Raw genomic sequence first — 19,179 nt, 5'->3', positions numbered from 1 at the left:
GATGGCGGCATTTGGCCTGGGCCGTATACCCACGCCCAAACGATCGGGCGCGATTTTGATACTAAGCGACCCCTGCGATGTTCAGGCCGCGCGAGAGGCTCGTCATGAGCAGAAGCTCCATTCCGATCGGAACCGTCGCTGTCGTACCCTTGGCCGCCATGGCTGCAGGCTTCGGCGACGCCCATCCCCCTTGAGCCCGACCAAATTCGTCTAGGAGGTCGGGCTGCTGGCTCGGCTTGCCCCTCCGCAAACCGGAAATCGCTGACGAGGTTCTGGCCGCCGGTCCATATGCGCGTGGCCCTCGGCGAAACGACTCCAGGCGCGCCAGCCGGCGGCGCGCCAGCCTTCTTGCTCGGCGCGTACACTCATAGGCGCTGCGACGGTTAGCTGCTGACTCGATTTGCTCTTGATCAAGTTCAGCAGCGTCGCCGCCACGATCATCATCAGGACGCCAGCAACGCTGAGTGCGATCTGCATCGCCAGCCCTTCCGAGACATCGAGCAGCGCCAGGACGCTGGCGAGCGTAAGCAGAACGCCGAGGCAGTAGATCGGCAACGAGTTCTTGCCACAGAGAATCGCACCGCGCATCACTGGCGCCGTCAACCCTCGCCGATTGGGAGGCACCAAGCATGCCGCCAAAATCGCAAGGGCCAAAAAATGCAATAGCCGGAATGGATCGAGATTTGATTTATCCATGGGATAAAACAGTTTCAGCAGCGCCTGCGGGACCATCCCGTCCAATAGTTTGATCCTCCAGCTCAATGCGATGATTAGGCTGAACACCAGATAGAGAGCGGCAGGCGCAAGCGCCGTGCGTGACGTCACCCATGGCTGCACTCTCTCGCCTTCGATCGTCCACCACGCGCCAAGTACAACAAGCAGCTGCCAGGCCAGAGGGTTGAAGGCCCAGTGGCCGCTCGGCCACGCCGGTATCGTCCAGCCGAATACATGCACCAGGGCATAAAGCGCCAGCGAGGCGCCGAGCATCACATTCGGCACTCGCAGCAGCAGCCACAGCAGCGGCGCGAATAAGAGATGAAGAAGCACGAAGATCGGCAACACGTCGGTATTTACCGGACAGTATTGCAGGATTGCCGCGTGCATGAGCGTCGCGCCTGGCTGGTCCAACAGAATGCGCGTATTGCTCTCGTCGGCAAGACGGTCCCCGCCTGCGAGGTAAACCAGGATCGCACAGGAGAGCGTGAGCAGCAGAAATGCGGCATAAATATCCCAACTTCGCCGCAGCGTCCGCCTCAGCAGGCCGGGCCAGCCCTCGGAGCGCCATATCTTGCCGTAGGCCAGTGCGCAGGTCACACCCGAGACGAACATGAACACTTCCGCGGCATCGCTGAAGCCGTAGTTCCGCAGCGTCAGCCAACTTCCGATGTTGTTGGGAACATGGTCGAGAAAGATGCACCAGAGCGCGATGCCGCGGCAGGCATCAATTCGCAGATCGCGACCGGAGCCTTTCAGCTTCGGCTGCGCGTTTGCCAATGGCTTCGGGGTGGCAATTCGATCATGCATCTGATTGCCCCGTCCGGCGTGCGAGCCGTCTCCAAGAGGAACGATCAAGAGCGACAGAAGCCCGGCTCTCTACGGCTATGAAAAGTACGCGATAACCGCGAGAGCAAAATCGGCGCTGAAATCCGGTGCGAGTGCGATGAGAAGCCCGGCACCGGTAGCAGGGCCGACAATGGCAGCAGCAATTTTGGGCATCATCATTTTTGCAATCCCCTCTGAACCTGTTGGGAAAGCCAATGCCGAGAAAAACATCCGACCACACCGCGAATCATAACAACGCGGCAGTCTGGAGTTGATTCACGCCGAACCGAGCCATGACGCGATTGCGATAACGATCGTAAGGTGGCGCTTGGCAGAAACTCTTGGCGGTGAGGCGGGTCGTGAAGGAGCATCGTTCAACCGGCACAGCTTGTAAATCAGCCCGAGGTCCACATTGAGAGATCCCTTGGTCCTATGATCAAGGTATCGCACGCTCTCGGCTTGCTCTGACGTCCACATCATAGGCAATGTCACCATTGCGCACAGGCCAAGGGAGGCCGACTCGCGCAGACCCCTTGTGGTCCGCACTCGCTTTTCTTGCTGTTGTATTGCGTGACACGACGCCCTTTAGCTCCCTGAGTGCCTGGCGGAACCGCTGATCGGGTCAGGGATAGGCGGTTCGGGGGCCAATCCTCGGCCACCTTCGTGTCGCCAAAGACCTGAAGGTGGGTGTATGATTTCTAAATTGGATCTCCGTGCAGGATAACGGAGAGCTTTTTATGAAGGTCCTGATTGTTGACGATCACGCATTGATTCGCGAGGCCTTGCACTCTGTTCTGAAGCAACTGAACCGAGAGGCAGTCATTTTTCAAGCTTCGAACAGCCAGCAGGCAATGTGCATCGTCGAGGAACATCCGGACATCAGCTTCATTCTGCTTGATATCAATTTGCCCGATCGAGATGGTTTTTCTGTTCTCCGCGAACTGCGTCAGCGCTATGCGACCATTGCTATCGTCATTCTCTCGTCATCGGACGATCAAGACACAGTCAAGCGCGCTTTCAAACTTGGTGCTCTGGGTTTCATCCCGAAAACCACCGAACGTGAGGTTATACTCAACGCTATCAAGTTGGTGTTCTCTGGCGGCGTTTACATTCCCTCACAAATGCTGGAAGAAACGAGGAGTCTTCGGCTTATAGCTGAGCCAGCGACGCGCGACTCTTTCAAGGGCATCGGGTTGACCGATCGACAGATTGAGGTGCTTGCGCTCCTCATGAAGGGAAGAAGCAACAAGGTCATTGCCAAGACACTCAATATGGCAGTACCGACAGTGAAGAACCACATCACGGCCGTTCTCAAGGCGCTCGGTGTAGCGAGTCGTGCCGAAGCGATAATAAAGGTAGGAAAAATGGGCTGGGAGTTGCCGCCAAAATCTGAATCATAAAATTGCCCCGGCGTCCGCTCCTATCCTCCATGATCCCTAAAGAGTTCGTGCATAACGGCGCGGAGCCGCATTGGCTCAACAGGCTTGTGCAGCAAAATAATCCCTTCTCGTTGGCGTCACGTAACGGTTCAGCTGCCGTATCGCCGCTGATCAGAATAGCTGGAATTGAGGAATCGAACGCCGCATTGATTTGTTCAATTGCGCGGATTCCGATCTTTCCGTTCGCAAGATGATAGTCCGAGATTATAAGATCGGGGCGTTCTTGGCGCTGAGCAACTCGCATAAGTGCAGCTTCGTCGGATCCGGCGGTAAGGACGGAGTATCCCCAATTGCCGAGCAATCCGCCCGTTCCCTCCTTCACCATTGGAGCGTCAGCAATAACTAGAATGCGCTTCCCTTCGGCTGCGAAGGCTCCGGGGTACGGGGAGTCAACGGGTACGGTGGACGTGACACATTCATCGACCATCGGAAGCTCGATCGCGAAGCGCGAACCTCGCCCCACTCTCGAAGCTAAGTCGATTTGATGGTCGAGAAGGAGGCGCAGCCTGTCAACAATGGCAAGGCCAAGCCCCAGGCCGCCGGACCGGTTCCGCTCTTGGGCGGGAACTTGATAGAACTCGCCAAAGATGTTCTGCTTCTGATCCTCAGGAATGCCGGGGCCGGTATCCCACACTTCGATGCGCAACCTTTCGCCGCGCCGACGGCATCCGACGATGATCCCGCCCTGCAACGTATAGCGGACGGCATTGGATACCAGATTGAGCAGTATGCGTTCGAGCAGCATGGCGTCGCTCCGCACCCAGGCGTTACTTCGCCTGATGCGTAGCTCCAGGCCTTTTTCTCGCGTCGCCTGATCAAAGGTCGTCTCAATTTTTTGCAGCAGGTGCGCGATTGGAAATTCGGTAATTTTCGGAGTAAGCATCCCGGCATCGAGCCTGGAGATATCCAGGAGCGAATTGAACATTTCATCCATTTCTTTGCGCGCTGCATCGACCCGTTCGATCGTCTTTGTCCTCTCCCTCGAATTGAGCGGCGTGCGCAGCTGGGCAACGAACAAGCCCAGTGCATGTAACGGTTGCCGCAAATCATGGCTTGCCATGGCAAGAAAGCGTGATTTTGCGGCGTTGGCGAGCTCCAGTTCTTGCGTGCGTTCTGCGACGTTGTGCTCGAGTCCGATCTGTGCGCGGCGCAGACTTTCCTCCGCTTTCTTGCGTGCCTCCACGTCGGCGCTGAGCAAGAGACTTGGAACGGTAATACTGATCAAGAACATCAGCACCAGCAGGAACGAAGAATTGAGATTTCCGCTCGTGAAGGGGCCGCCGCCCATGAGCGTCCCCCAAATCGTGGTGCCCGCAAGCACCAGCGCGACCGTTGCGGTGTCGCGCGGACCGCGGCGCAGTGCCGCCCATAACATTGGCAAGATCGCAAGAAAACCTAGCGGATCTCGGCCTGGCGTTTGCTCGATCAGGGGGCTGAAGGCAATTAGGCCAAGTACCGCCGCTGTCGCGAGCACGCCGACCGTCTCCAAAAACTCATTGCGGCTGAAAGCATAATGGTGGCCTGCTGCCCAAAGCACAATAACCGGGGCAATCACCAGCGCGCCGGTCACATCTCCCAGCCACCATGTGATCCAGGCGTCGGCGAAATTCTTGGGTTCGATGTACCCGACGGTTGCGAGGCTCGTTAGTCCAATGCTTGCGCTGATCGGCGTCGCGATTACGACGCAAATCAGAGCAAACTTTGCGACAGAATTTGGCGTTGAAAATGTGTTACGGCCGCCCGACCACCGATTGATGAGATAAGCGCCGACAATCGCTTCGAGAGAGTTGCCGGTTGCAATAGCAACTGAGGTGGCAACCGAGCCGGCCGTCGTGGCATTGGCGACCATCGCCGCTGTAAAAATTGCGGGCCAAATCCGATATCCCCGCAACAGCACCGCCGCCAGCGCGACGCCCGTCGGCGGCCAAATTGGCGTTGCGCTGGGATGAATAGAGGCGAGGGCAAGGCCGCCTTTTGCCAGGGCGAAATAGATCGCTCCAATTGCGACCAGATCCCCGGCATAGCTAATGCTTCGGCAGGAACTTGCCTCCGGAATCAAAAATCGTGGATCGGACATCGTTAACACTTTGACTTGGCAATAAGGTCGTCCACCATGGCTGACTTTTTGCGTGGCCGCAGAAGCCTACGTGGTCGAAAGTACCTCGCGAACAAACCAGTGTCTGCGACCGGACGCGTGCCGCGCCGGAACTTCGATGAGCGGTAGTGGACCGCACGCGCAACACGGCGATTACCTCGGAGCGCGCTGAAAGATGTCAGGGTGGGCTGGCTAATGCGTTGAGGACTGCGCCAGCTCCGTTCTAAAAATTCCTCAAGTCAGACAAGAGACGACCTGATCGAAGGCAAAGGATGAGCCGATGAACGGCAAACTCAATTCACGACTTTGTAAGCGTAAGTACGGTTGGCACAACCAGTGCATCCTGAATCTCAACGATACAAGCTCTGCGCTTCGGCACCGCCCACCGTCGATCTTATCGAGCCAGCATTCATTCACGCGCTCTCTGCCAGTTGATGCAGCAAATCGTGTCAGTTCACATGAAACGAGGCGCAGGAAAATCGGCTTGTGACTCCGGTCGCGACAGCGACGCGGCAACTATGCCGTCCCCTGCTACGACGAGAGCGGGGCGAGACATTTAGCCGCAATTGTGCGCCTTACCGCGGCGATCCGATTTGCTTCAGCCCGTAGCTTTATCGCGCTCGCAAAGAGGTCGAACGGTCCTTCAACAGGATCAGACAATGTCGTCGTGTGGCGACGCCCTGCGACAGGCTTGCGGGAAACGACGTTATCCCCGTCCAACTCGCATCTTCCGGCTATCGCTCGCCGCGCGTTATGAGTCCACCTCCTCGCCCTGGGTCTTCCTATCGAGGCGCTTGCCGATCTCCCGCAGAAATTCGGTGAGGCCCTCATCGGCCGTCACATCGTCAGGCGCAGCGATTGGCGTAATGCCCCAGTTCGCCAGGACGGCCGCCTGCACGGGGTTGTGCCGCGCCACGAAGGCGAAGGATTTCGGCCGGTCGTGGCGGTGCCCGGAATCTTCCCATGTCTGCCAGATCCGGTGCAGCAGAAGCCGGATATTCGGATCCGACATGCTGTATCCGATGAACAGGAGGGTGCTGGCGAGCGCGTCGGCGCGAAAGCAGACGTCGAGCGGCGAATCGAATGCGAGCCGATTGAGGAAGTCGGTCTCGGTCAGAACCAGCGAGGCGTCATCGTCGAAGTCGCCGTGGTATTTGATGATGTGGGTGACTCCGGCAGGAGCGCTCGCGATCTCCTTGGCGTTGCTGATCTTGGCATAGGGCTTGCCGAGCACATCGAATGCCGTTTCCAGATTGCGGTCGTAATTCGTCGTGTAGATGATGGGAAAATCGAGCTCGACGATCAGCTTGTGAAGCTGCGACGCTGCGATCTTCTCCGGATCGACCCGCCAGTTGCGGTCGAGCCAGCTGCGGAGCGGGCCAATGCCGCCGCGCTTCAGCCGGTAATACTCCGCCAGCATCTGATAGCCGCCGTGCATGCCGTCGATGACGCCGGGTTCGAGGCCGAGATCATCAAGCAGGTGGTCGATGAGCGACTGCCAGGACGGCAGGCCAACGGCCATCGAAACCCCCGCACCGACGAACAGAATTGCGCGCCGCTGCCGTATTGCACCGGCCAGCACGTCGTATGTCGGCCGCTCGTCTGCGAGTTCTCTGCTCCGGTCGTCCATCCAGGACAAATGAGCGGATGCGCTGCGGGTTCCTGCGTGGGGCCGATCGGTTCAGTCGCTCGGCACTCGGCACCTCCGCAGAGCGGGAGCCTCACGCCTGCGTGGCGTTCCACAGCATCGAGAGCCCGGCTGCGATCATGATCGCGTCCATCAACAGGCGGAACACGTCCGCCTTCAGATGCAGCACGAAGCGTTTTGCGATGAAGGCGCCGGCCATCAGCGAGGCTCCTGCGATCAGGCCCTTGATGAAGACCTGCTGCGTCAACGCGCCGAAGCGCTCGAAGGTCACGGACTTCGCGAAATAAAGCCCGAGCGAGGAGGCGGCCTCGGTCGCGAGGAAGGCGCCCTTGGACAGGCCGTAGAACAGGAACAGCGGCACGCTCAGCGGGCCGGTCGAGACCACGATGCCGGTGAGATAGCCGATGACGGCGCCGCCGGTCGCCAGATGCCAGAGATTGGCCTTGAGATCGTGCCGCGCCAGGGCGTGCCGCACCGGCACCATCGCGATCAGGAAGATGCCGATGGCGAGATCGACGGCGTGTGCAGGCAGCGCCAGCAGCGTCCGCGCGCCGAGCACTGCGGCCGGAATGCCCGTTACGGAATAGGCGGCGCAGCCCCGCCAGTCGACCTCGCGCCACCAGGCCAAAATGCGCGAAAAGTTCGCCAGCACGGAGGCGACCGCCATGATCGGCACGGCTTCCTTCGGTCCATAGGCCGAGATGAGCACCGGCATCAGCATGATCGACGAGCCGGTGCCGACGATGCCCGAGATGGTGCCGGCGATGAGGCCGACGGTGAGGACGAAGAGGAAGGCCAAGGGCGGAGCTCCAGGAATCGGAGCAGTCTAGCCGGAGGAGGGGGATGCGTGAATGGCGGCGTTCTTGTTCCGCTATCGACCCTCTCGTGTCCCGGACGCGCTGCAGCGTGCAACGCTGCCGCGCAGAGCCGGGACCCAGCAAGCCACACAGTCAGCTGCTGCATAGGTCCCGGCTCTGCAGCCATCACGCCGGACGATGCTTCGCATCGCCGGGAGTGCTGCGCTGAGTCCGGGATATTGCCAACCCGTCATTGCGAGCGCAGCGAAGCAATCCAGGCTCCCTCCGAGGCAAGGCTCTGGATTGCTTCGTCGCGAAGCGCTCCTCGCAATGACGGAAGATGCGCAGGCCGTCAGCCTTGCTCGTCCATCACCCGCAGCTTCTCGACCCGGCGGCGGAAATCCTCGTCGGTGGAGAATTCGGCGGACAAATAGGAGGAGACGAGGTCGACCGCGAGCCAGGCACCAACGATCTGCGCGCCGATGCACATGACATTCACATCATCATGCTCGACGCTCTGATGCGCGGAATGCACGTCGTGGCAGACCGCGGCGCGGATGCCCTTCATCTTGTTGGCGGCGATCGAGGCGCCGACGCCGGTGCCGCACACCATGATGCCGCGTGCAGCCTCGCCCGAGGTCACCTTCTGGGCGACCGCACGGGCGATGTCGGGAAAATCCACCGGCTTGTCGTCATAGGAGCCGACGTCGAGGACGTCGTGGCCAAGCTTGCGGATGTGGTCGATGACGGTCTGCTTGAGCGGCCAGCCGGCGTGGTCGGATCCGATGACGAGACGCATGTGATGTCCTTCTTAATTTGCATTGACCGTGACAGCCGAAGAGCGGCTGTCACGGTTTCTCTGTGGTTCAGCTACGCATCTCGGGCGGCAGATCGACGCCGTGGAATTTCTTGTAGATCGCGTTGAGCTTGCCGTTCTTGACGTTTTCGGTGATCCAGGCATTGAGCTTGTCCATCAGGCGCTGCTCACCCTTTTTCAGGCCGATGGCGAGGTCGAAGGTTGCCAGCGGAATCCGGGACTCGAACACGCGCGATGGGTTCTTCACGCCGATCTGGTTGATGATCGTCGCGGACGAGGCGACGCAATCGACCTGGCCGGAGACGGCTGCCGTCACCATGGTGGCGTCGTCATCGTAGCGGGCGATCTTGAGGCCCTTGTCCTTCATGTTGGACAGGGTGGTGTCCTGCGTCGTGCCGCGCGAGACGCCGATCGGCTTATCCTTCAGGTCGGACCAGTCCTTCACGGACGACGATTTCAGGCAGCCTACGTCGGATTGCAGGGTCGCGTAGCGCTTGGTGAAGTCGATCACCTTGGCGCGCTCGGCCGTCACCGACAGGGTCGAGATGATGATGTCGGCCTTCCCGGTGAGGACGTTCGGGATACGGGTCGCGCCGGTGGTCTGGACGAATTCGAGCTCGAGACCCCAGTCCTTGGCGAGCAGCTGCGCCACTTCGACATCCGAGCCGGTCGGCTTCATGCTGCTATCCATCATGCCCGAGGGCGGGATGGCGAGATCGGTCGAAATCCGGATCTTCTTGGCCTGGGTGATGTCGTCGAGCAGATCGGCCGATGCCGGCGTGGCCGCGACCATGACGAGTCCCAGCAGCGCGGCGGCGGTGCCCAGCAGTGTCTTGGTTGTCATCCCTAGTTCTCCTCTCCTGTTATGATTTTAGGTTTCCAGTGCCCACAAATTGCGTGAGCTCGGGGGTCGTCGGCGATGTCAGGATCGACGCAGGTCCGGTCTCGTGGACCTTGCCGCGATGCATGAAGACGATCCGGTCGGCGATGCCTTTGGCAAAGCCCATTTCGTGGGTGACCATCACCATGGTCATGCCGTCTGCCGCGAGCTGCTCGATCACCTTCAGCACTTCGGCGGTGAGCTCGGGATCGAGCGCCGAGGTGACCTCGTCGAACAGCATCACCTTCGGCTGCATCGCGAGCGAACGTGCGATCGCGGCGCGCTGCTGCTGGCCGCCCGAAAGCTGTTCGGGATAGGCGTGCAGCTTCTCCTCGAGCCCGACCTGCGCCAGCACTTTTCGCGCGAGCTCCTTGGCCTGCGAGGAGGTCATGCCCTTCACCGCGCAGGGCGCGAGCGTGATGTTTTGCTCGATCGTGAGGTGGGGAAACAGATTGTAGCTCTGGAAGACGATGCCGACGTCCTGGCGCAGTGCGCGCAAGTTCACGTCGGGACGGTCGACGCGGTGCCCGCACACGACGATCTCGCCGCTGTCGACCTTCTCGAACCGGTCGATGCAGCGCAGAGCCGTGCTCTTGCCGGAGCCGGAGCGGCCGATCAGCGCCAGCACCTCGCCGCGCTGGACGGCAAAGGAGACGCCATCGAGCACCCGGAGCGGGCCAAAGCTCTTTTGCACGTCGCGGAGCGACACAATCGGTTCGGAGGAAGGATTTTGCTGCATGTCAGGCTGGCGCGAGGTTGGACCTGCCACGCCCCATCCGCCGTTCCAGCCTTTGGCTGAACAGGGAGAGGGGATAGCACATGGCGAAATAGGTGAGGGCGATGATGGCGTAGATGGCGAACGGCTCGAACAGCGAGTTGTTGACGATCTGGCCCGAGCGCATCAGCTCGACGAAGCCGACCACCGAGGCGAGCGAGGTGTTCTTGATGATCTGAACCATGAAGCCGACGGTCGGGGGCGTCGCGATGCGGATTGCCTGCGGCAGGATCACCTTCATCATGCGCTGCGTCCGGCTCAGTGCCAGGCCTTCGGCAGCTTCCCATTGCGGCTTCGGCACCGATTGGATGCAGCCGCGCCAGATCTCGCCGAGATAGGCGGCGACATAGAGCGTCAGCGAGGCCCCGGCGGCGGTGAGTGGCGAAACCTTGAGGCCGATGGCGGCGAGGCCGAAATAGCCGAGGAACAAGATGACGAGCAGCGGCGTGCCCTGGACCAGCTGGACATAGATGGCGCTGGCGATCCGCACCGCTTTGAGTGGTGAGATCCGCGCCAGCGCGATCACGAAGCCGACGATGCCGCCGCCGATGAGCGCGATCACCGACAGGCCCATGGTCCACAATGCGCCCTGGCCGAGGAACATCAGATGATTGATGTTGAGATGTCCGCCCATGCTCATCTCACAACGGCGTGCCGAGCCGGCGCCGGCGCGGAAACAGCACGAGGCCAAGGCCCCAGAAGCCGGCACGCATCACCAGCGACAGGATGACGTAGAGCACGGCCACAATGATGTAGGTCTCGAACGCCCGGTAAGTGTCCGACTGGATGTAGTTGGCGACCGCGGTGAGCTCTTCCGCCGAGATCTGCGAGCAGACCGAGGAGGCCAGCATCAACAGCACGAACTGGCTGGTCAGCGCCGGATAGACCTTCTCGATCGCCGGCAGCAGGATGATGTGCCAATAGATCTGAAGGCGCGACAAAGCGAGCCCTTCGGCGGCCTCGATCTGGCCGCGCGGGATCGCCTCGAAGCCGGCGCGCATGATCTCGGCGGTGTAGGCACCGACATTGATGGTCAGCGCAGCCACCGCCACCGTGAAGGCGGAGAATTTCAAACCCAGGCAGGCAAGACCGAAATAGACCAGAAAGATTTGCACCAGCAGCGGTGTGTTGCGGATGGTCTCGACATAAACCGTGCAGGCAACGGCGATCAGCCGTTTGTGCGTGCCGCGCCCGACCGCGGCGAGCGTGCCGAGCAGGGCGCCCAGCACCGTGGCGAACGCAGCAAGCTCCAGCGTGAGGGCGGCACCGGCCAGAAAGCTCGGCCAACGCTCCAGCACCGCGGGAAAGTCGAGTTGGAGGCTCATCGCCGTCAGGTCAGCCGGTGGTCTGGTTGGTCATGCGGTCATAGACGCGGAACAGCGCCTGGTTGCCATTGTTGCCTTCGCCATGGGCACGCGCGTCGACGTATTGGCTGGTGACGAGCGCGGTGCCGGGCAGCGGCACGTTCAGCGCCTGGGCCTGCTCCTGCACCAGGCGGAGGTCCTTGAGTTGCAGATCGATCCGGAAGCCGGCGGAGACGTCGCCCGCGATCATCGCGGGGCCGAGCTTGTCGAGCATCCAGGAGGCCGCGGAGCCACCGAGCAACACTTTGCGCAGCAGGTTGAGATCGAGGCCAGAGGCACGACCGAACGCGAGCGCCTCGCAGATCGCCTGGATGTTGATGCCACAGATCAGCTGATTGCAAAGCTTGACGGTCTGGCCGGCGCCGGATGCGCCAACATGGGTGATGGTCGTGCCCATTGCGCGGAAGAACGGCTCGGCCTGGGCGAAGGCGGCTGCATCGCCGCCGGCCATGATCGAGAGCGCGGCGTTCTTCGCGCCGACCGGTCCACCCGAGACGGGCGCATCGATGAAGCTGACGCCGGTCTTTTGCAGATCGGCATGGATGCGGCGGACCGCGACCGGCGAGATCGTGCTCATGTCGACGATCAGCTTGCCTGCTGGCGGCGACTTCAGGAGGCCGTGCTCGCCATAGATGGTCGCCTCGACATGGGGCGTATCGGGCAGCATGGTGATGACGATGTCGGCGCCTTGCGCGGCATCGGCGGGGCTCGTGGCGCGCCTCGCGCCTTCCTTGACGCTATCGGACAGGGCGGCTTCGTTGAGATCGAAAGCGCGCACGACGTGGCCGGCCACCAGCAGATTGCGCACCATCTCGCGGCCCATTGTGCCGATGCCGATGAATCCCACAATGCCCTTGTCGTTCCGTCCCATGTCATCAGTCCGTTTCTTGGTTAGTCAGCGATCGGCGTGAGACGCTGGTCTTGTCGATGTCGCCGACGATGGCCCGCCTGCGGTACTCGTCGCCGATGGCAAAATGCTTGCGCAGCGTCGCGTCCGCACGCTCCGGATCGCGTTCGATGATCGCCTCGAAGATGCGCCGGTGATCGTCGATCAGATAATTCTTCATCGATGGGAAAGCCTGCACCAGTTCGCGGCGGCTGCGATGCGAATGCGTCAGCAGGCCCGCCATCGAGCTGTGCAGCACCGTCAGCGTCTCCGAATGCGAGGCTACGACGATGGCGCGGTGGAATTCGAAATCGGCCATGCCCCCTGCATCCGGCTCGTCGATCGTCTCGCCGATCTTGGCGAGCGCGCGCTGGAGGCGTTCGAAATCGGCAATGTTGGCGCGCTCGCAGGTGAGGCGGATCGCCTGGCATTCGATCGCGACGCGCGCCTGCATGACGTCGTCGAGCATGTCCGCCTGCTGGGCCAGCGCAAAGGTGAAGAAGTCATTCAGCACCGAGACATCAGGGCGGGTCACGACGGTGCCGATGCGGTCGCGGATCTCGACGATCCCAAGCACGGTGAGGGCGCGCAGAGCCTCGCGGACGATCGGCCGGCTGACCCCGAGAAGCGTCGCCAGCTCGCGCTCGGAAATCAGGCGGTCACCGGGCTTGAGCGAGCCCGCGAGCAGGCGCTCGCGCAGGAAGGCGAACACTTTCTCGAAGCCTTTTTCGCCTTCGGCGGCTCGCTTGAGCTCCATCCCCGTCCCGGTTTGGTCTGATCTTGGTCATGCCAGTATGCTGACCAAGAGGCGAAGGTCAAGAGGGCGAAGATCGAGCTGACCGAGGGAGGGATTCTTCGCGCGGCGTGTGCCAAGCCATTGAATCGGCTCGTGCCGGCTACTGTGCATGGGGTTGTTTTCGTATTTTGTTGGGCCGCCCTAAGACCCCGCACGGTCCGCACGCTCACTTGCGCGGGAAGGGCCGAAGAATTTGTGGTGAGGGCCGTTACCGCAACACCACCCACGCCGGCGCGTGATCGCTCGCGCCATCTTCGCCGCGGACCGTCTTGTCGACGCCGGCCTTGGCGAGGCGCGGGGCGAGGGCAGGGCTGAGCAGCAGATGATCGAGCCGCAGGCCCGCATCGCGCGGCCAGCGGTTCCGCTTGTAGTCCCAGAAGGTATAGATGCGCTCGTCCGGATGCAGCTCGCGGATCGCGTCGCACCAGCCGTGTGCGACGAGCGAGGCAAAGGCCGCGCGGCTCTTCGGCTGGATCAGCGCATCCTTGTCCCATGAGCGCGTCGGATAGATGTCGATCTCGGTGGGCGCGACGTTGTAGTCGCCGGCGAGCACCACGGGCAGATCCTGCTTGATGAGGGTCTTGGCGTGGCGCTTGAGCCGCGCGAACCAGTCGAGCTTGTAGTCGAATTTCGGCCCCGGCTGCGGATTGCCGTTGGGAAGGTAGATGCTGGCGACGATGATGCCGCGCACGGCGGCCTCAATGTAGCGCGCTTCGCGATCTTCAGGCTTACCCGGCAGGCGGTCGCGGGTTAGCACAGGCTCGACGTTGCGGGCGAGGATGGCGACGCCGTTCCAGGTCTTCTGTCCGCGCCACACCGCACCATAGCCGGCCTTTTCGATCGCGGCCGCCGGAAATTCGCCATCACTTGCCTTCAACTCCTGAAGCGCGACGACATCAGGCTTCGCTGTGCGCAGCCAGGCCAGCAGATTGGGCAGGCGGCGGTTGATGTTGTTGATGTTGAATGTCGCAATCTTCATGTAGAGCTACCGGCTCCTGCCGCCCCATACCGGAGATACAATGTCCAAGTTGAGCTTTGCCGCCATCGTCGCCGCTGTCGCGTTCTCCGGTGTCGCTTCGGCACAATCGTCCGATCCGCGCGGTGCGTGCAAGGCGGACTATGACAAATTCTGCGCCGGCATCGCGCCGGGCGGCGGCATCGTCGCATGCCTCAATGGCAAGCGCGATCAGCTCAGCGCCACCTGCAAGGCGGCACTGGACAACAGGAAGAAGAAGTAAGCGGCCGATAGATCAGCTCGGCAGCGGTGGCGGATTTGCCGGCTGCTCGACCCGAGGCGGTGAGGGCGGCTGTTCGGCCGCCTCCGCCTGCGCCGGCTTTGCCAGCGGCTCCGCCACGTTGCCGCCCTTGTAGACTCGGGCGTAGCGGCGGCCGAGGCTGGTCAGCACCTCATAGCCGATCGTGCCGAAATGATGCGCGAGCTCGTCGACGGTAATGCCTTCGCCGAGCAGGCTGACCATATGCCCGCGTCGCGCCGCGTTCGGCGGCAGATCGGTGATGTCGATCGCGATCAAGTCCATGGAGACGCGGCCCGCGACGGGGCAGCGTTTGCCTGCGACGACCACCTCGGCGCCGCGGGTGCCGTCGTTCGAGCTGGCGGCGCGGAAATAGCCGTCGGCATAGCCGACCGCGATGATCGCCAGTTTGGTCGGCCGCCGTGCGCTCCAGGTGCCGCCATAGCCGACGGTGTCGCCGCGCTCGACATTGCGGACCTGCACGATGCGCGCCTTGAGGTCGACCACCTGCTGCATCGGATTGTCGGCCTCCGGCGTCGGATTGACGCCGTACAGCGCCGCGCCCGGCCGTACCAGGTCGAACTGGAAGGGCGCGCCCAGGAAGATGCCGGAGGAATTGGCGAGGGAGGCCGGCACGCCGGAGAATTCGCTGGCGATGGCGCGGAAGGAAGCGAGCTGTTTCGCGTTCACCGGGCTGTTGAGCTGCTCGGCCGAGACCAGATGGCTCATCACCAGCGTGATGCCATGATCGCCGGCATTGATGCGGGGGATGATGGCCTGCGCCTCCGACAGCGTCAGCCCGAGCCGGTTCATGCCGGTGTCGATGTGAATCGCGGCGCCGCCGGACCAGCCGGTGCGGCGGCAGAACACGTCCCACTCGGCGAGCTCGTTGAGATCGCCGATCACCGGCCGGCAGTTGATCCTGGCATAGTGCTCGCCGGTGTTCTGGAAATAGCCGCCGAGCACGTAGAGCGCGGCCTCCGGCACGGCACCACGCACCTTGCGGGCTTCCTCGATGGTGGCGACGAAAAAGGTCTTGCAGCCGGCCTTGTTCAGCGCCCGCGCGACTTGCTCGGCGCCGCAGCCATAGGCATCGGCCTTGATCACCGCCGAACATTCGGCCGGCACCGCCGTCTTCTCGAGCTTGCGCCAGTTGGCGATGATCGCGTCGAGGTCGACGGTGAGCACGCCGCCGAAGCTGGCGAGCGCGGCAGCCTGATTGGCCTCCGCGGAGAGAAGGCCGGATTGCGGGATCAGTTTCGGGTCGGACGCCATCGTCATGGCGCCGTTTTACGCAAGAGGGCGTTTCTGTTCAAGGAACTCAGTAATCGCTGCGATCCGGGATCTGGCCGTCATGCGCGAGGTCGCCGAAGCGCGTGACCGAGGCGTCGAAGTGCAGCTCGACCGTGCCGGTCGGACCATGGCGCTGCTTGCCGATGATGACTTCGGCGCGCCCCGCCGTACGCTCCATATCGGCTTGCCATTTGGCGTGTTCCTCGGTGCCGGGGCGCGGCTCCTTCATCGCGAGGTAATATTCCTCGCGGAACACGAACAGCACGACGTCGGCGTCCTGCTCGATCGAGCCCGATTCACGCAAGTCGGAGAGCTGCGGCCGCTTGTCGTCGCGCGATTCCACCTGGCGCGAGAGCTGCGACAGTGCAATCACGGGAACGTTGAGCTCCTTGGCCAGCGCCTTCAGGCTGGTGGTGATCTCGGTGATTTCCTGCACGCGGCTGTCGCTGGCGCGCTTGCCCGAGCCGGACAAGAGCTGGATGTAGTCGATCACGAGGAGATCGAGCCCCTTCTGCCGCTTCAGCCGGCGCGCCCGCGCCATCAGCTGCGCGATCGAAAGGCCGCCGGTCGCGTCGACATAGAACGGCAGCGACTGCAGCTCGATGGAGACTTGGCGGATCTTCTCGAAATCGGCTTCCGTGATGCCGCCGCGACGGATGTGGGAGGAGGGGATGCCGGTGCGCTCCGCCACGATACGGGTGGCGAGCTGGTCGGCCGACATTTCGCAGGAGAAGAAGCCGATCACGCCGCCATTGGCGGCCTTCATGGTGCCGTCGGCCTGGAGTTCGCCCACATAGGCCTGTGCGACGTTGTAGGCGATATTGGTCGCCAGCGACGTCTTGCCCATGCCGGGGCGGCCCGCAACGATGATGAGGTCGGACTGCTGCAAGCCGCCCATCTTGGTGTCGAGGTCGCGCAGGCCGGTGGAGATGCCCGACAGCTTTCCGTCGCGCTGGAATGCTTTCGCCGCGAGATCGACCGCGACCGTCAGCGCCTGCGAGAATTTCTGGAAGCCGCCGTCATAGCGGCCGGATTCAGCGAGCTCGTAAAGCTTTCGCTCGGCATCCTCGATCTGCGCGCGGGGCTGGAAATCGACTGGCGCATCATAGGCGACATTGACCATGTCCTCGCCGATCCCGATCAGATCGCGCCTGAGCGACAGGTCGTAGACGGTGCGGCCATAGTCCTGGGCATTGATGATGGTGGTCGCTTCGGCGGCGAGGCGCGCCAGATATTGCCCGATGGTCATGCCGCCGACATCGGTGTCGGCGGGCAGGAACGTCTTCAGCGTCACGGGCGTCGCGATCTTGCCCATCCGGATCAGGCTGCCGGCGGTCTCATAGATGGTCTGATGCAGCGGCTCGAAGAAATGCTTCGGCTCCAGGAAGTCGGAGACGCGGTAGAAGGCATCGTTGTTGACCAGGATCGCGCCCAGAAGGCTCTGTTCCGCCTCGATATTGTGCGGTGCGCTCCGATAGGCGGGAGTTCCGGGCTCGGGCGCGAGTTTGAGAACGTTCGAATCAGTCAGGGCCATGGTCGAGCGATAGCAATTTTCTGGGGCGGATGCGGGGCCGGGATAAAGCGCCGCCTCCGGCCGAAGCGGAAGTAAAAGCTCGCCGCTATCAACCGATCTTAAAAGCGGTGGATGATTAGCGGCCGCAGCATGCGCCGTGCTTGACTGATTTTTGTGGAACTCCGCCCGTCCCGGAGGCGGCCGCGACCATGCCGCGGAAAAATCCTGAAATCATGAACCTTATGGATTGGGGCGCAGACGTATCGAGAAGCACGCGGAAAAGCGCATGCTGGGAGCTCTCGGGTCGGTTTCAGACCAGCAGGAGGTAGACCAGCGCTACCAGGGCCGCTCCGACGCCGGTGGCGATCAGGGCGTAATCGGTGCGGAGGTCGTCCTGCACGTCGAATGAGGTTTGGGTCTCTTTGCTCATGGCGCCGGTCTAAGCCAGAGCCGACCAGACCAATGTGAAGCAGATCACATCTCCCCGGATTCTTTCGGGGCATGTCCGGAACGGGCAGACGGGCAGGGGGTTGTCTCCCGCAACCCGCCAATAAGGGAACGAGGCAGCTATGCGGCCAGAACGGCAGCACCATCGGTGGCGAAGCGAGGCCGGTACCCGGCTTTGGCTGTCAGGCCTGATTGCCGCGATGCAGCACGCCGAACGCCCGGAGATCCGCCGCCAGCCGGTCGCACCCGAGGTCATTGTGGAACTGCGGGCGCAGTTGGCATTGACTGCGTCTTTCCGGTCCTCCCCGATCTCGACCCTGCGTCACTAAGACTTATTCACCAGCCAGTTTCAGCCTGGGCTTGGCGCCGCCTTCGAGCGCCCGCAGCCGGGCTTCCTCGCGCGCGATGTAGTCGCGGGTCATCGGCACCACGCCTTGGCGCTTGGTCAGCTGGATCTGGAAATTCATCATGGCCTGCTTGCGGAAGGTCATCTCGCAGGCTGCGAGATAAAACTCCCACATCAGCGCGAAGCGCTCGTCGTAGAGCTGCACGGCCTCCTCGCGCCGCGCCATGAAGCGCTCCCGCCAGGCCTTCAGGGTCTCGGCATAATGCAGGCGCAGGATCTCGATATCGCAGACCAGGAGGCCCGCGCGTTCGATCGCCGGCAGCACCTCGGACAATGCGGGGATGTAGCCGCCGGGAAAGATGTACTTGGCGATCCACGGATTGGTCGAATCCGGTCCCTGCGAGCGGCCGATCGAGTGCAGCAGCATGACGCCGTCTTCGCTCAGCAGTTTGGCGCAGCGGCGGAAGTAGGTGTCGTAGAACCTCGCTCCGACATGCTCGAACATGCCGACAGAGACAATGCGGTCGAACGGCCCGTCAATGTCGCGATAGTCCTCGAGCAGGAATCTGGCCGATCCACTCAGGCCCTTTTCGGCGGCACGTGAATTGGCGACCTGCAACTGCTCTGTTGATAGCGTGATACCGGTGACGTCAGTGCCGGCGATCTCGGCGAGGTAGAGCCCGAGCCCGCCCCAGCCGCAACCGATGTCGAGCACGCGTTGGCCGCTTCCAACTAGCAGCTTTGCTGCGATGTGCCGCTTCTTGGCGAGCTGTGCATCGTCGAGCGTGGTCTCCGGCGTCTCGAAATAGGCGCAGCTGTATTGCTTGTCGGCATCGAGGAAGAGCGAATAGAGCCTGGCGTCGAGATCGTAGTGATGGGCGACGTTGCGGCGCGAGCGCGAGCGCGGATTGAATTGCTTGAGGTGCCGCGTCAGATACCGCAGATGCCACCACGGCTTTGCCCACTGCGGCAACGGGTCGGGTTGATCGAGCAGGATGGCGAGGGCATCAGCTATGGTGCCGCGCTCGACGACGAACTCGCCGTCCATATAGGCCTCGCCGAGCCCGAGCTCGGGATTGATGAAGATTTTCCGCTCGGCGTCCGCGGTGACGAAGCGTACCGCGACCGGCTCGCCGGAGCCATCGCCGACGGTGAATCTGGATCCGCTGGCGCTGGTCACCGTCATCGACCCGCGCCGGATGAATTGAGACAGGAATCTACGCAACAATCGGTCCATCGACACCTTCCTCTCGAGCCAACCCGAAGAGATGCGACCAACCCGGCTTTC

At 62.2% G+C, this 19,179-nt stretch carries 18 protein-coding genes and 1 pseudogene; 3 read left to right on the top strand and 16 right to left on the bottom strand.

What is annotated here, in order from left to right:
* Positions 1–210 precede the first annotated feature (210 nt).
* Both JJB99_RS21950 and JJB99_RS21945 read right to left on the bottom strand, forming a co-directional pair.
* Positions 211–1,524, bottom strand: coding sequence for an OpgC domain-containing protein (locus JJB99_RS21950; RefSeq protein ID WP_200494399.1), 1,314 nt, complete (start codon positions 1,522–1,524; stop codon positions 211–213).
* A 75-nt stretch (positions 1,525–1,599) separates the two neighbouring features.
* On the bottom strand, positions 1,600–1,773 hold the full coding sequence (locus JJB99_RS21945; RefSeq protein ID WP_200494398.1) for a hypothetical protein: 174 nt from the start codon (positions 1,771–1,773) through the stop codon (positions 1,600–1,602).
* Positions 1,774–2,279: 506 nt separating this feature from the next.
* Here JJB99_RS21945 and JJB99_RS21940 point away from each other — a divergent pair.
* On the top strand, positions 2,280–2,942 hold the full coding sequence (locus tag JJB99_RS21940; RefSeq protein WP_200494397.1) for a response regulator: 663 nt from the start codon (positions 2,280–2,282) through the stop codon (positions 2,940–2,942).
* Here JJB99_RS21940 and JJB99_RS21935 read toward each other — a convergent pair.
* Positions 2,854–5,058 (bottom strand): MASE1 domain-containing protein, encoded by a 2,205-nt coding sequence (locus JJB99_RS21935; protein ID WP_200494396.1) that lies wholly within the window; start codon positions 5,056–5,058, stop codon positions 2,854–2,856. The two genes, JJB99_RS21940 and JJB99_RS21935, sit on opposite strands and share 89 nt — an antisense overlap.
* A gap of 597 nt (positions 5,059–5,655) precedes the next feature.
* Here JJB99_RS21935 and JJB99_RS21930 point away from each other — a divergent pair.
* Positions 5,656–5,837 (top strand): annotated as a pseudogene (locus JJB99_RS21930) (IS5/IS1182 family transposase); the annotation flags it as partial.
* On the opposite strand, the gene JJB99_RS21925 reads toward JJB99_RS21930, so the two are convergent.
* The 10 genes from JJB99_RS21925 to JJB99_RS21880 all read right to left on the bottom strand — a co-directional run bounded on the left by JJB99_RS21925 (position 5,828) and on the right by JJB99_RS21880 (position 14,018).
* Positions 5,828–6,706: an SIR2 family NAD-dependent protein deacylase gene (locus tag JJB99_RS21925; RefSeq protein ID WP_200494395.1), complete on the bottom strand. Its 879-nt coding sequence runs from the start codon at positions 6,704–6,706 to the stop codon at positions 5,828–5,830. The pseudogene JJB99_RS21930 and the gene JJB99_RS21925 sit on opposite strands and share 10 nt — an antisense overlap.
* A gap of 91 nt (positions 6,707–6,797) precedes the next feature.
* Positions 6,798–7,523 carry a sulfite exporter TauE/SafE family protein gene (locus JJB99_RS21920; protein ID WP_200494394.1) on the bottom strand — a complete coding sequence of 242 codons (726 nt, stop codon included), beginning with the start codon at positions 7,521–7,523 and terminating at the stop codon, positions 6,798–6,800.
* 350 nt (positions 7,524–7,873) lie between these two features.
* Entirely contained in the window at positions 7,874–8,320 is a 447-nt protein-coding gene (rpiB, locus tag JJB99_RS21915; RefSeq protein ID WP_200494393.1) for a ribose 5-phosphate isomerase B, read from the bottom strand.
* A 67-nt stretch (positions 8,321–8,387) separates the two neighbouring features.
* A complete protein-coding gene (locus tag JJB99_RS21910) occupies positions 8,388–9,182 on the bottom strand; it encodes a transporter substrate-binding domain-containing protein (protein ID WP_200494392.1) in 795 nt (264 codons plus the stop codon).
* 19 nt (positions 9,183–9,201) lie between these two features.
* The gene (locus tag JJB99_RS21905) at positions 9,202–9,957 is read right to left on the bottom strand and encodes an amino acid ABC transporter ATP-binding protein (RefSeq protein ID WP_200494391.1); all 756 of its coding nucleotides are present in this window, start codon (positions 9,955–9,957) and stop codon (positions 9,202–9,204) included.
* 1 nt (position 9,958) lies between these two features.
* Positions 9,959–10,627, bottom strand: coding sequence for an amino acid ABC transporter permease (locus JJB99_RS21900; protein ID WP_200494390.1), 669 nt, complete (start codon positions 10,625–10,627; stop codon positions 9,959–9,961).
* 7 nt (positions 10,628–10,634) lie between these two features.
* Positions 10,635–11,318 (bottom strand): amino acid ABC transporter permease, encoded by a 684-nt coding sequence (locus JJB99_RS21895; RefSeq protein ID WP_200494389.1) that lies wholly within the window; start codon positions 11,316–11,318, stop codon positions 10,635–10,637.
* 10 nt (positions 11,319–11,328) lie between these two features.
* Complete coding sequence (locus JJB99_RS21890) at positions 11,329–12,228, bottom strand: NAD(P)-dependent oxidoreductase (protein ID WP_200494388.1); 900 nt, start codon at positions 12,226–12,228, stop codon at positions 11,329–11,331.
* 4 nt (positions 12,229–12,232) lie between these two features.
* Positions 12,233–13,000: a FadR/GntR family transcriptional regulator gene (locus JJB99_RS21885; RefSeq protein WP_200494387.1), complete on the bottom strand. Its 768-nt coding sequence runs from the start codon at positions 12,998–13,000 to the stop codon at positions 12,233–12,235.
* 247 nt (positions 13,001–13,247) lie between these two features.
* Complete coding sequence (locus JJB99_RS21880) at positions 13,248–14,018, bottom strand: exodeoxyribonuclease III (RefSeq protein ID WP_200494386.1); 771 nt, start codon at positions 14,016–14,018, stop codon at positions 13,248–13,250.
* 40 nt (positions 14,019–14,058) lie between these two features.
* On the opposite strand from JJB99_RS21880, the gene JJB99_RS21875 reads away from it, so the two are divergent.
* On the top strand, positions 14,059–14,277 hold the full coding sequence (locus JJB99_RS21875) for a hypothetical protein (protein WP_200494385.1): 219 nt from the start codon (positions 14,059–14,061) through the stop codon (positions 14,275–14,277).
* Between the two features lie 12 nt (positions 14,278–14,289).
* On the opposite strand, the gene alr is transcribed toward JJB99_RS21875, so the two are convergent.
* From alr to JJB99_RS21860, 3 genes are all read right to left on the bottom strand, one after another.
* Positions 14,290–15,567 (bottom strand): alanine racemase, encoded by a 1,278-nt coding sequence (gene alr / locus JJB99_RS21870; protein ID WP_200500244.1) that lies wholly within the window; start codon positions 15,565–15,567, stop codon positions 14,290–14,292.
* Positions 15,568–15,613: 46 nt separating this feature from the next.
* Positions 15,614–17,119, bottom strand: coding sequence for a replicative DNA helicase (locus tag JJB99_RS21865; RefSeq protein WP_200494384.1), 1,506 nt, complete (start codon positions 17,117–17,119; stop codon positions 15,614–15,616).
* Between the two features lie 758 nt (positions 17,120–17,877).
* Positions 17,878–19,128, bottom strand: a complete 1,251-nt coding sequence (locus JJB99_RS21860; protein WP_200494383.1) for an SAM-dependent methyltransferase — start codon at positions 19,126–19,128, stop codon at positions 17,878–17,880.
* Between the last annotated feature and the right edge of the window lie 51 nt (positions 19,129–19,179).

Source organism: Bradyrhizobium diazoefficiens (genome assembly GCF_016616235.1).
In the GTDB taxonomy this organism is placed as follows: Bacteria; Pseudomonadota; Alphaproteobacteria; order Rhizobiales; family Xanthobacteraceae; genus Bradyrhizobium; species Bradyrhizobium diazoefficiens_H.
Note: the sequence above shows the minus strand (reverse complement) of the source record. Positions and strands in the feature narration are given on the sequence as shown.